The 12,576-nt window shown below is 73.5% G+C and carries 10 protein-coding genes; 7 read left to right on the top strand and 3 right to left on the bottom strand.

Features of this window, described 5'->3' with window-relative positions:
• Positions 1 to 2: 2 nt before the first annotated feature.
• The gene (locus tag ACZ51D_RS32660; protein ID WP_465623804.1) at positions 3 to 2,324 is read right to left on the bottom strand and encodes a DUF4139 domain-containing protein; all 2,322 of its coding nucleotides are present in this window, start codon (positions 2,322 to 2,324) and stop codon (positions 3 to 5) included.
• 373 nt (positions 2,325 to 2,697) lie between these two features.
• Here ACZ51D_RS32660 and ACZ51D_RS32665 point away from each other — a divergent pair, with 373 nt between their 5' ends.
• The 3 genes from ACZ51D_RS32665 (at position 2,698) to der (ending at position 6,405) form a co-directional block, all read left to right on the top strand.
• On the top strand, positions 2,698 to 3,783 hold the full coding sequence (locus tag ACZ51D_RS32665; RefSeq protein ID WP_360500506.1) for a prephenate dehydrogenase: 1,086 nt from the start codon (positions 2,698 to 2,700) through the stop codon (positions 3,781 to 3,783).
• A gap of 238 nt (positions 3,784 to 4,021) precedes the next feature.
• Positions 4,022 to 4,735, top strand: coding sequence for a (d)CMP kinase (gene cmk / locus ACZ51D_RS32670; RefSeq protein ID WP_360500509.1), 714 nt, complete (start codon positions 4,022 to 4,024; stop codon positions 4,733 to 4,735).
• A 215-nt stretch (positions 4,736 to 4,950) separates the two neighbouring features.
• Complete coding sequence (gene der, locus ACZ51D_RS32675) at positions 4,951 to 6,405, top strand: ribosome biogenesis GTPase Der (protein WP_465623801.1); 1,455 nt, start codon at positions 4,951 to 4,953, stop codon at positions 6,403 to 6,405.
• Positions 6,406 to 6,528: 123 nt separating this feature from the next.
• Here the strand turns inward: der and ACZ51D_RS32680 are convergent, their stop codons facing one another.
• Together ACZ51D_RS32680 and ACZ51D_RS32685 are read right to left on the bottom strand one after the other, a co-directional pair.
• Positions 6,529 to 7,395: a hypothetical protein gene (locus ACZ51D_RS32680; RefSeq protein WP_465664287.1), complete on the bottom strand. Its 867-nt coding sequence runs from the start codon at positions 7,393 to 7,395 to the stop codon at positions 6,529 to 6,531.
• A 327-nt stretch (positions 7,396 to 7,722) separates the two neighbouring features.
• Complete coding sequence (locus tag ACZ51D_RS32685) at positions 7,723 to 8,562, bottom strand: hypothetical protein (protein ID WP_465623799.1); 840 nt, start codon at positions 8,560 to 8,562, stop codon at positions 7,723 to 7,725.
• Between the two features lie 591 nt (positions 8,563 to 9,153).
• Between ACZ51D_RS32685 and ACZ51D_RS32690 the strand changes: the two genes are divergently transcribed.
• The 4 genes from ACZ51D_RS32690 (at position 9,154) to tesB (ending at position 12,541) form a co-directional block, all read left to right on the top strand.
• The gene (locus ACZ51D_RS32690; RefSeq protein WP_360500518.1) at positions 9,154 to 9,945 is read left to right on the top strand and encodes a transglycosylase family protein; all 792 of its coding nucleotides are present in this window, start codon (positions 9,154 to 9,156) and stop codon (positions 9,943 to 9,945) included.
• A gap of 325 nt (positions 9,946 to 10,270) precedes the next feature.
• Positions 10,271 to 10,663, top strand: coding sequence for a transglycosylase family protein (locus ACZ51D_RS32695; protein ID WP_465623834.1), 393 nt, complete (start codon positions 10,271 to 10,273; stop codon positions 10,661 to 10,663).
• A 182-nt stretch (positions 10,664 to 10,845) separates the two neighbouring features.
• Positions 10,846 to 11,457: an alpha-ketoglutarate-dependent dioxygenase AlkB gene (locus ACZ51D_RS32700; protein WP_465623833.1), complete on the top strand. Its 612-nt coding sequence runs from the start codon at positions 10,846 to 10,848 to the stop codon at positions 11,455 to 11,457.
• A gap of 214 nt (positions 11,458 to 11,671) precedes the next feature.
• Complete coding sequence (gene tesB / locus ACZ51D_RS32705) at positions 11,672 to 12,541, top strand: acyl-CoA thioesterase II (protein ID WP_465623796.1); 870 nt, start codon at positions 11,672 to 11,674, stop codon at positions 12,539 to 12,541.
• Positions 12,542 to 12,576: the final 35 nt, after the last annotated feature.

Consider the following 12,576-nt stretch of genomic DNA (forward strand, 5'->3'; position numbering starts at 1 on the left):
GATCAGTTCCTCCGGTTTCCGCCGACGATGGCCTTTCCGGCCGGGATCTTGATCAGGTAGCCGCCGTCCAGCTCGGTGCTGCCACCCGGCGGCAGATCGACCCGCCAGAGCCTGGTGCTGGGCGGGCACTCCGGCGTGGAGACGGTCGGAGCCTGCCAGTCGGCCCGCTCCTCGATCCGGATCTCGGCATCGGAGGTGACCGGCACGCGCTCACGGACCTCCACCGTGACGGCGCGGCCGAGCCGGTTCGCCAGCCGGATGTGCACCCGGTGGTCGAGGACCGTGCTGTTGCCCTTCAGCATGCCCGTGGTGGACTCGCGCAGCTCGGTGCGGCGCGCCACCTCGATGCTCTCGCTGACACCGATGCCCAGGCGACGCATGCCGCCGGGCGCCAGGGTAGGCAGGGCGGCCGTGAGCAGGTACTCGTCGTCCACGGTGACCTCGACCGGGCCGGCCAGGACGGCGCGGTCGGTGCGGTTGGCGAGTACCAGGGTCGCGTACACCTTCTCCTCGACGGCGGGGACGGTGACGTACTCGGGGCGGACGGTGAGCGGGATCTCGTCCACGGTGACGGTGTGCCAGGTGCCGTCGGACGGGATGTCGGCCGGGGCGGCGGCGTCGAAGCGGTGATCGAAGGAGCCGGCCGACTTGCGGGGCGGGACGGCGTGGCGGGGGAGGGCGAGGCGGCGGATCTGCTCGCCCGGGTTGCCGCCGGGCAGCGTCCGGTCCAGTTCCTCGCGCTCGACCCGCTCGGGGCGGGGGTGCAGGGCGCCGCGCCGGGCGGTGGCCTCGTCGGGGCCGGCCAGGACGAGGTCCGGATAGTCGAGCAGGGTGGTGTCCGGGGCGAAGCCGGTGGCCGGGGGCGGGACGGCGAGGCGGCTCCGGCGGGAGCGGCGGGCCGCCTCCGGCGCGCGCCCGCCCGGGGCCTGCGGGAGCGGGGCGGCGGCGGGGACCGAGGCGGCGGGAGCGAAGGCGGCGGGGACGGGCGGCGGCGGGCCGCCGTAGCCGGCGAAGCCGCCCGGGGCGGGCGGGAGCGCGGGCGTCGGCTCGTCGGCGCTCAGGGTGCCGCCGCCGCTGCCGCTGCCGCCGCCGTACGGGCCGGAGGGCCCGGGTGGGGCGCCCTCCGCCCCGGCGAGGGCCTCCGGACGGGGGCCGGACGGGCGGGCCCCGCCCAGCCGGGGGGCGAACGACCCGGGGCCGGCGAGACGGGCGGCCCCGGGCGGGACCGGAGGCGGCACCGCGGCCTTGCGGCGGTCCTCGCGGCGGGCCTGTCCGCGCGGGGCCTGGGCGTCGGCCGCGTCGTAGCCGGTGAACAGGTCGGACAGGCCGGCCGGGGGCTCGCGCCAGCCGGAGGGCGGCGGGGCGGGCTGGCTGCGGCCGATCCGCAGTGAGGCGAGCCGGGGCAGGTCGGTGCGGCGGTCGAGGTCGGCGGTGGAGAGGGCGAGGCGCACGCCCGTCCAGTCCTCGCCGGTGCGCTGGGCGACGCCGGCGCGCAGGACGAGGCGGCCGGCGTCGGAGCCGCTCCGGTGGGACAGGCGGTAGGTGGGCACCCAGCGGGCGGCGGGGACGCCGTACTCCAGCTCGAGGTCGAGGGTCGCGGTGGTGCTGTCCGTGGCGTCCTCGGTGGTGGTGCTGCCGGTGTTGCCCTCGGCGGTGGTGCTGTCCGTGGTGCTGCTCGTGGTGCTGCTCGTGGTCAGGGTGAGCAGGACGGTGGCGGCGGTCGCGACCGGCTCGGCCCGGTCGGCGGTGGACGCCCGCTCCAGCCGGTCGGCTGCCAAGTCGAGCTTGTGGTCGGCGAGTTCGATCTCCCGGTTGAGCTCCTCGGCGCGCTCCTGGAGGGCGGCCAGCCGCTCGTCGACGAAGTCGGCGAGCTCCAGCCAGGCGTCGGCGGGCGTCCGGCGCAGCGGCTCCTCGGGCCGGTGCTGCGGCGGTACGGCGCGCAGGGCGGCGGTGTCGGCGATGGTGGCGAGGACCAGCCGGCGGCGCTCGGTGAGCACGCTGCGGTGCTCGGTGGCCTCGTCCAACTCCCGTTGCAGTTCGGAGAGTTCGCCCGGCCTGCGGAGTTCGGCCTGCCGCTCCAGCCGGGCCTCGGTGACCGCCGTGCCGGCCGGTCCGGCGAGCACCCGGGCACGCAGCGAACGGCCGTCCAGGGACGTCGGCAGGCCGGTCAGGCGCAGCCGCCCGCCGCGCGGAACCGGGACGGTCGCCCGGCGGCGGCACACCGCGCCCTCCGCGTACACCACCACGGAGTCCAGGACCGACGGATGGGCCGGTACGGCCGGCGGTTTGGTCTGCCCGGTCCGACTGCTGTGTTGATCGTCCATGCGCAACCCCTTCGTTCGCGTGTTGCCTGCCGCGTGCCGCTCGTCGTGTCACGCGGGTTCCGCGCTTGCCCGCTTGCCCGTACGTGCGCTCGCTCGTTCATCCGCCCGGCTGCTCGTCCGGGCCTTCCCCGGGCGGCCAGTCTGCCCGGCTTCGGTACGGGCGTCGCCGGATTTCCGGGCGCGGCGCGTGCACTGGATGGGACGGGGGCGGGATCGTCGCGGTTGCCGGTGCCGGGAGCTGCCGGGAACTGCCCGCGTGGTTGCCGGGTGGCAGGTGAGGACTTCGGCGCGGCCGATGAGGGAGGATGGGGCGCGGGTGCTCCCGGACGGTCCCGGCACCTGTCGAGAATCGTGATGAGGAGAGCGACCCGCCATGCGCACTGCCGTCGTCGTCGGCACCGGACTGATCGGCACCTCCGCCGCGCTCGCCCTGACCGCTCGAGGCCTGACCGTCCATCTGGAGGACGCCGACCCGGACGCCGCCCGCACCGCCGAGTCGCTCGGCGCGGGCACCACCGAACCGGTCGACGGCCCGGTGGACCTGGCGATCATCGCAGTCCCGCCCGCACTGGTCGGCAAGGTCCTCGCCGACTGCCAGCGCCGCAACCTGGCGCACTGGTACACCGACGTCGCCAGCGTGAAGGCCGGCCCCGGCAGCGAGGTCGCCGCGCTCGGGTGCGACACCGTCCACTACATCGGCAGCCACCCGATGGCCGGCCGCGAACGCTCCGGCCCGCTGGCCGCCCGTGCCGACATCTTCGAGGGCCGCCCCTGGGTGCTCACCCCGACCGCCGACACCGACACCGAGACGCTCAACGCCGCGCTGGAGCTGGTCGCGCTCTGCGGTGCGATGCCCATCGTGATGGACGCCGCCGAGCACGACCGCGCCGTCGCCCTGGTCTCCCACGCCCCGCAGCTGGTGTCCTCGCTGGTCGCGGCCCAGCTGGAGAACGCCGACGAGACCGCCATAAGGCTCTCCGGCCAGGGCGTGCGCGACGTCACCAGGATCGCCGCCTCCAACCCCGGCATGTGGGTCGACATCCTCTCCGCCAACGCGGGCGCGGTCGCCGACATCCTGGACGCGGTCGCCCTCGACCTCGGCGAGACCGTCACCGCGCTGCGCGCCATGGAAGCCGCCGAGGAGGGCGAGCGGCGGGCGGGCGCGGCCGGGATCCAGGCGGTCATGCGCCGCGGCAACACCGGCCAGGCCCGGATCCCCGGTAAGCACGGCGCGCCGCCCACCCGGTACGAGACCGTCGCGGTCGTCCTCGGCGACCAGCCGGGCGAGCTGGGCCGACTGTTCGGGGAGGTCGGCGACGCCGGGGTCAACATCGAGGACGTCGACATCGAGCACTCGACCGGGCAGCAGGTCGGCTTCGTCCAGCTGTCGGTGGCGCCGACGGCGGTCAAGCGGCTGGTGAAGGCCCTGCGGGCGAGCGGGTGGAGCGTGCGGGACTGAGGTTCCGGGGGCCCCGGGGGCTCCGGGGTGTTCCCGGGCTCGGAGGCTCGGGGGATTTCCGGGGCTCGGGGGCTCGGGGCTTCGGGGGTTTTCCGGGGCTCTGAGGGGCTCTGCCGGCAGGGGTGGGGCGGGCGGCGGAGTTCGTCACGGCGGCGGTCCATTAACCTTGAGGGAGACAATCCCCGGCCGTCCGCCTGTGCAGGCTTCGGCGCCCATGCTCAGAGAGAGGTTCGCCCCCGTGGACACTGCCGACCGAGCGCACGCCCCGGTCGTCGTCGCCATCGACGGACCCTCCGGCTCCGGCAAGTCGACCGTCTCGCGGGCGGTCGCCGCCCGGCTGGGCCTGAGCTTCCTGGACACCGGCGCCATGTACCGGGCGATGACCTGGTGGATGCTGGCCAACGAGGTCGACGTCAACGACCCGGAGACGGTTGCCGTCGCGTGCGGCAAGCCGGTGATCGTGTCGGGCACGGACGCCGACGGCCCCACCATCACGGTGGACGGCCAGGACGTCTCCGGCCCGATCCGCGGCCCCGAGGTAACGGCGCAGGTCAGCGCCGTGGCTGCGGTGCCGGCGGTGCGGGCCCGGCTGGTGGAGCTGCAGCGCGGCTGCGCCGAGGTCGCCGAGCGGGGCATCGTCGCCGAGGGCCGGGACATGGGGACCGTGGTCTTCCCGGACGCCACCGTCAAGGTCTTCCTGACCGCGTCCGAGGGGGCCCGGGCCGCGCGTCGTGCGGCCGAGCTGCGCGCCAAGGGCGTGGACGAGGCGACCATCACCGCGATGGCCGCCGATCTCGCCCGCCGGGACGCCGCCGACTCCTCCCGGGAGACGGCCCCGCTGGCCCAGGCCACGGACGCGGTCCTGGTGGACACCAGCGACCTCACCCTGGAGCAGGTGATCGACCGGATCGCCGCGCTGGTGGAGGAGCGGGCCGGGCTGTCCTCGGTCTGACCCTTGCCGGTCCGACCGCTGTCGGCTTGAACCGCTGTCGGCGGGAAGCACTGTCGGTGTGAAGTACTGCCGGTCCGACTGCCGTCGGTCCGGCCACTGAGTGAACCGCGGGCCGCCAAGGCGCCGCGGAGACAACCATCGCGCTGCCCCGAACGGGGCAGGTACGCACGGCACGCCCCTGGGAAGGGCCGGGCCGGGAAACGGAACAGACGAACATGACCGCAGAGCACTCCGCCGCCGATCACGGTGGGCTGGACGCCGCCGACTACGCCGAGTTCATGGCCCTTGCCGCCGAAGAGGGCTTCGACATGGACGCCGTCGACGGTTTCGACGGCGCCGAGTACGCCCCACTGCCGGTGCTGGCGGTGGTCGGCCGCCCGAACGTCGGCAAGTCGACCCTGGTGAACCGCATCATCGGCCGCCGCGAGGCCGTCGTCGAGGACAAGCCGGGCGTCACCCGTGACCGGGTGACCTACGAGGCCACCTGGAACGGCCGCCGCTTCAAGGTGGTCGACACCGGCGGCTGGGAGATCGACGTCCTCGGCATCGATGCCATGGTGGCCGCCCAGGCCGAGCTGGGCATCGAGCAGGCCGACGCGGTGCTGTTCGTCGTGGACGCCAAGGTCGGCGCCACCGACACCGACGAGGCCCTGATCAAGATCATCCGCCGGGCGGGCAAGCCGACCGTCCTGTGCGCCAACAAGGTCGACGGCCCGTCCACCGAGGCCGAAGCCGCCTACCTGTGGTCGCTCGGCCTGGGCGAGCCGTACCCGGTCTCCGCCCTGCACGGCCGCGGCTCCGGCGACCTGCTCGACGCCGTCATGGCCGCGCTGCCCGAGGCCCCGCCGCAGACCTTCGGCGACGGCGCCCCCGGCGGCCCCCGCCGCATCGCGCTGATCGGCCGACCGAACGTCGGCAAGTCCAGCCTGCTGAACAAGGTCGCCGGCGAGGAGCGCGTCGTCGTCAACGAGGTGGCCGGCACCACCCGCGACCCGGTCGACGAGATGATCGAACTCGGCGGCAAGACCTGGAAGTTCGTGGACACCGCCGGTATCCGCCGCCGGGTCCACCTGACCGCCGGCGCCGACTTCTACGCCTCGCTGCGCACCTCCTCCGCGCTGGAGAAGGCCGAGGTCGCGGTCGTCCTGATCGACGCCAGCGAGACCCTCGCCGAGCAGGACACCCGGATCATCTCGATGGCCGTCGAGGCCGGGCGTGCCGTCGTCGTCGCCTACAACAAGTGGGACCAGATGGACGAGGAGCGCCGCTTCTACCTGGAGCGCGAGATCGAGCGCGACCTCGTCCAGGTGCAGTGGGCCCCGCGGGTCAACGTCTCGGCCAAGACCGGCCGGCACATGGAGAAGCTCGTCCCGGCGATCGAGACCGCGCTGGAGGGCTGGGAGACCCGCATCCCGACCGCGCGCCTGAACGCCTTCCTCGGCGAGCTGGTGGCCGCCCACCCGCACCCGATCCGGGGCGGCAAGCAGCCGCGCATCCTGTTCGGCACCCAGGCGGGCATCCGTCCGCCGCGCTTCGTGCTCTTCGCCTCGGGCTTCCTGGAGGCCGGCTACCGGCGCTTCATCGAGCGCCGGCTGCGTGAGGAGTTCGGCTTCGTCGGGACGCCGATCTCGATCTCGGTGCGGGTCCGGGAGAAGCGCAAGAGGAAGTAGTAGCAGCAGTAAGTACGTCCGGTAGTACGTCGTCGTAGTCGGGCGACGGACCTACGGCTGGAGGGCCTCGTCACGGTGGTGGCGGGGCCTTTCGGCGTTTCTGTGCGCCGGTGGGGCGGTGTGTCAGTGGTGATCGCCGTTGCGGCCCGGGGGGAGGGAGAGCATCTGGCGGTGGCGGCCGCCGGTGGACGGGGTGGTGGCGAGCCCGGTGACGGTACCCATCACCGGGGATGGTGCGGGTGGCGCGGGCGGTGCGGGCGCGGGTACGGACACCGGGTGCGGGAGCGGGCCGAGGTAGCCGGCCGCGATCCAGCCTTGGCCGTTGGTGAACTGGGGTGGTGTGCCGGCGAGTTGGACCGAGTTTGGGGCGGGGTTGGGGTTGGAGGTGGGGGCGGGAGTGGGGGGTGGGGCGGTGTGGCCGAGGCCGTTGCTGGTGGTGGCGGCGGGGTTGGGGTGGGTCGCGTGGGCTGCATGGGCTCCGGGGTGGTGCCCGGTGTGGGTTCCGGTGTGGTGCCCGGCGTGGTGGTGGCTGCCGGTGTGGCTGTGGTGGCTGTGCTGGTGGCTGCCCGTGTGCCCGCTGTGGTGGCCGCCGTTGTGGCCGGAGGCAAAGCCCGTGCCGTGCGGTTGGGACGACAGGAACTGCGGGAGGCCCGGCATCTGGCCTGCGAGGGTGTGGAAGGCCTGGTGCTGGGGCGGGTGCGGACGCTGCTCACCGAGCAGGGGGTAGCCGTCGCGGACCGCGAAGCCGGTGAACGCCAGGTCCTCCTCGCCCGAGCGGTCGCCGGGCAGCGCACGGAAGAGGCGCCGGTACTCGGAGTACAGCTCGTCGTAGATCGGCGTGATGGAGTGCGGGTGCTCGGCGTCGTACGACGGGCGCATGCCCGGGATCGAGCGGGGGGCGCTGGCGGAGCGGCCGGGAGACGCGGAGACGTCGTAGCTGTACACGTAGGGGCCAACGAGCGAGAGGGGCGGGGGATGCGGGGCGCTCATGCGGGGGGCGCCATGCGTGCTGCTCAGGTGCGGGGCCCATGAGCAACGCTCATGCGAGGGGCGCCCATGCATGTTGCTCATGTGCGGCGCCCATGCGTCATGCTCATATGCCGATGCCCATGAGTGATGCTCATGTGCGGTGCGGAGCTCCTCATGAGTGGCGCTCATGTGTTGCGTTCCATGCGAGCGGCTCATGCGGGGGAAGCGCGCGGTGTGGGGCGACGCGGATGCGCACGGTGCGCCGGGCTACGGGGCGCGAGCCCGCGCCGGAGGCGGCCCGAGGTGGAGGCGGCCGCCGTCCGGCGCGTAGAGAGGGGAGGAGGCGGATCAGGTGCCGGCGAGCGGGAGGGAGGCGGCGACCACCTGGCCCAGCGCCACCGCCCGCTCCAGCGCCTGGCGCAGCAGGTCCTCGCGGGGCTGGCGGCCGACCATGCCGGCCGGGACGGCGTACATGGTCACCTCGGAGAGCTGGCTCGCGGCCATCCGCCAGGCGTCGGTGACCTGGAGCGGCTGGTGCGCCTGCCACCAGCCGGTGCTGCCACCGGCGGCAGCGGGCTGCAGGATCGCGTGCAGCTTGCCCATCGCGACCAGGACCGACCAGCCGGCCAGTTGCTCCGGGGTCTCGTCCAGGTTGGTGACGGGCTGGAAGCCGGCGTCCTGGAGGAGGTCGAGGAACTCGTCCTCGCCCGAGGTGCTGCCGGGGCGGCCCACCGGGCCGGTGGGCTCGACCACCAGCGAGGCGTGCCCGACCTTGCCGTGCAGGACGAGCCCGCAGGTGATGCCGAGGATGGCGGCCTGGCCGGGGGCGGGCGACTGGGCCGCGGACTCGGCGGGGGTGGCCGGGCCCGGTGCCGGGGCGGTGGGGAGGGCGAGGTCCGGGGCGCCGGTCTGGGCCTGGCTGATGCTGCGGACGGCGCCGACCAGCTGCGCCTCGGAGACCGGAACCACCTGGGAGGGGATGCAGCGGGCGTGCGCGAACGCGAGCACGGCGGTCTCGTCGCCGACGAACAGCACGGTGCTGGTGGGCTCCACATGGGTGTCACCGGGGGTCCGGCAGGAGGTGCACTCGTAGCTGTCGGGGGCGCGGTCGCCGCCCAGTAGGCGGTCGGCTTCGTCGTCGCCGATCTCGGACCGGACCTCGTCGCTGACGTCGAGCATGCGCGGCACAGGGTCTCCTCGGATGGATGCGGATGGGGCTTCGGGGGCGGACAGGGGGAGGTCGACATGACCAACGGGCCCTTGTGTCAGGCGTCACGGGTGCCCGTCGAGGCTGACGGGAATTGCCCCCTATCCGACCGCGATGCGTGTTCTCGTGGTCGCAATCTGTCGATGTCGGTGACGGGACTGCCGGAATGAAGCGGTGAGGTGAGTCACGCGGCGGGGGTGTTTGATCTAGGAATCAATGGCCAAATCCGACATTTCAGACATGATTGTGTTGGTCTTACCGCCGGTAACCCTTGGCTGAGCTGGGCAGACCGTTCGAGTTTTGGAATCCCCGGCGACCGGCTCGTAGCTTCTTGGTCGGCGCAACGAGCGCCACCCGGGTTCACCCCCGACGCACAGCCCCCCGGTCCGCCGGGTGCGGCCGGTGCCCGCCGACGCGATCGCTCGAACAGGTCGTCGGCGAGTGGCTGGGTGGCCGGGGCGGCAGCGGCACGTCCGACACGTGCACGGCCGCCCGACGGACGCGGCAAGCGAACGCGGCCCCTCACGGGGTCTGGTTCCGCATGTCCGCCCGGGGCTGTCGAGAGGAACCTCATGACTTTCCGTAACGAGAACGCCGCTGCCACCACCTCCACCGCCACCAAGCGCAACCGCGTTCGGATGGCTGTCGTGGCGGGCGCCGCTGTCGCGGCCCTGCCGGTGGCCGGCCTCGTCACGGCCACCTCGGCCTCCGCCGCCTCGGTCTCCACCTGGGACGCTGTCGCCCAGTGCGAGAGCGGTGGCAACTGGGCCATCAACACCGGCAACGGTTTCTACGGCGGTCTGCAGTTCACCTCCAGCACCTGGGCCGCCTTCGGTGGCACCGCCTACGCCTCGCAGGCCAACCTGGCCACCAAGGCGCAGCAGATCGCCATCGGCGAGAAGGTCCTCGCCTCGCAGGGCCCGGGCGCCTGGCCCGTCTGCTCCGTCAAGGCCGGTCTGACCAAGGGCGGCGCCCCGGCCGCCGTCGACACCTCGGCGGGCGCCACCTCCGGCTCGACCGCCGCCAAGCCGGCCGCTCCGGCCGCCCCGGCTGCCAAGCCCGCCGCCCCGGCCGCCAAGCCGGCGCAGGCCCCGAAGGCCGCTGCCGCGCCCAAGGCTGACGTCGCGCCGAAGGCTGCTGCCCCGAAGGCTGCTGCCCCGAAGGCCGACAAGGGCGCCGACGCATGGACCGGCTCGAACGACGCCAAGCCGGCCAAGGGCAACTACACCGTCAAGTCCGGTGACACCCTGAGCTCCATCGCCGCCGCGCAGGGCCTGGACTGGCACGACCTGTACAAGAACAACGCCAAGGTCGTCGGTGGCAACCCGGACCTGATCTTCCCCGGTCAGACCCTCAGCATCTGAGCATCTGAGCTGCGTATCCGAGCTGTGTAACCGGGCTGCTGTGTATCCGAGCTGCTGAGGCTCGGAGGTCCTGAGACTCCACGGTCCTGAGACTCAAAAGTCCTGAGGCCTCGTGAGCGGCTGACACCGGCTGCTCGGATGTGCCAGCGGCTCCGGCTCCCACGGCCGCTTCTCCCTCGCGCGGGTACTCCGCCGAGTGGGGGAGCGGCCGTCGGCGTTTCGTGGCGGGTGGCGCCTGGCGTGCCTAGGCTCGGCTGCCATGCCGCATTCGCGTGATGAAGCGATAGGTCGCCGTCGGGCTGTGGTCCGGGGTGGTGCCGCCGTGATGCTGGTGCTGGCGGTTGCCATGGGTGCCGTGCGGGCCGACGCTGCCGTCCGAGTTGCGGACCTGGTGTGGGACGAGCTCGCCGACTGCGAGAGCGGCGGCGACTGGCGGGCGGACACCGGCAACGGCTACTACGGCGGGCTGCAGATCCGGCCCTCCACCTGGGAGGAGTCCGACGGCCTGCGCTTCGCCGACCGACCGGACCACGCGAGTCGGCGGGAGCAGACGACCGTGGGCGAGGAGATCGTACGGCGGCAGGGGTGGGAGGCCTGGCCTTCCTGTGCGCGGGAACTGGGGATGCTCGGGGGCGGGGCAGCCCGGGGCGGCGGTGCCGGGCCCGGGGGTGGGCCCGGGGGTGGGCCCGGGGTTGGGGCCGGGACTGGGCCCGGGTAGGGGAGGTGCGGGAGGATGGTGGGGTGATCCAGGGCGAGCTGTTCGGTGACCTGCCCGGGGCAGCCGGGGCCCCAGGAACCTCGAGCGCTTCGGGGAATTCCGGGGGTTCGGGGGACCCGGCGGATGCGGGGACTTCCGGGACCGGCGCGCGTGCGCGCCTCGAGCCCGCTCCCGGCGCCGTCCTGCTCCCCGGCTGGCTGGACCTCGACGCGCAGCTGCGCCTGATCGCCGCCTGCCGGGAGTGGGCCCGCCCGCCGGCCGGTCTGCACACGGTGCGGATGCCCACCGGCGGGATGATGTCCGTACGGATGGTGAGCCTCGGGTGGCACTGGTACCCCTACGGGTACCGGCGGGTCGCCGAGGACGGCGTGCCCGTCAAGCCGTTCCCGCCCGAGCTGGGCAGCCTCGCCCGCCGGGCCGTCGCCCGGGCGTACGGAGAGGTGCTGCCGGAGATCGCGGGCGCCGCGTCGTACGAGCCGGACGTCGCGATCGTCAACCACTACCCGCACGGCGCCAAGATGGGCCTCCACCAGGACCGCGACGAGCGGAAGGACGCGCCCGTGGTCTCGCTCTCGCTCGGCGACCGCTGCGTCTTCCGGCTCGGGAACACCGAGACCAGGACCCGGCCGTGGACCGACCTGGAGCTGCGCAGCGGGGACCTGCTGGTGTTCGGCGGCCCGGCCCGGTTCGCGTACCACGGAGTGGTGCGCACGCTGCCGGGGACGGCGGAGCCGGAGCTGGGGTTGGTGGGGCGGCTCAACATCACGGTGCGGGAGTCGGGGCTGGGGGCGTAGGGGCGCGGCGGGGCTGGGGCGTAGGGACGCGTGCCCGGGAGGGATCGGGCGGTTTCCGTCAGCTGTTCGTCGACTCGTTTACTCGTTCGAGTGAAATGGCGACTTGGACACGGTGAGCGGGAATGACCCGGGTCGCCGGAGAATTCGAGTGAGCTGGAGAATTCGATCGGAGTCCGCATCCGGAAGGATCGGAGTCCGGAGAGGAAGCGTGCTCATGGGTACCCCCGTCGACGACCTTGTCGATCTGCTCGACCTCGAGCAGATCGAACTGAACATCTTCCGCGGGCGCAGCCCCGAGGAGGCACTGCAGCGTACGTTCGGCGGCCAGGTCGCCGGGCAGGCGCTGGTGGCGGCGGGCCGCACGGTGGAGGACGAACGCCCCGTCCACTCACTGCACGCCTACTTCCTGCGCCCCGGGGTGCCCGGTGTGCCGATCGTCTACCAGGTCGACCGGATCCGGGACGGCCGCTCCTTCACCACCCGCCGGGTGCTCGCCATCCAGGGCGGCCGGTCGATCTTCGCGCTCACCGCCGACTTCCACAGACCCGAGGAGGGCGGCATCGAGCACCAGTACCCGATGCCGGAGGTCGCCGCCCCCGAGGACCTGCCCAGCGCCCTGCAGGAGGTCGGTTCCCGGCTCGGCGAACTGCCCCCGTTCATCAGCCGCCGCCAACCCTTCGACGTCCGCTACGTCGACCGGCTGCGCTGGACCAAGGAGGAACTGGTCGGCGTCGAGGCACGCAGCGGCGTCTGGCTGCGCACCAACGGCCCGCTGCCGGACGACCCGCTGATCCACGTCTGCGCCCTCACCTACGCCAGCGACATGACGCTGCTGGACGCCGTCCGCGCCCCCGTCGAGCCGCTGTGGGGCGAGCGGCACTTCGACATGGCCTCGCTGGACCACGCGATGTGGTTCCACCAGCCGTTCCGGGCGGACGACTGGCTGCTGTACCAGCAGGAATCCCCGATCGCACACGGCGCGCGCGGCCTGGCGCGCGGGCAGATCTTCGACCGGAACGGGCAGCTGGTGGTGTCCGTGATGCAGGAGGGGCTGTTCCGGCCGCTGCAGCGCCGGGACGGGTAGGCGTCGTGTGATCCGTGATCCGTGATCCGTGATCC

The organism is Kitasatospora sp. NPDC033851 (assembly GCF_055576085.1).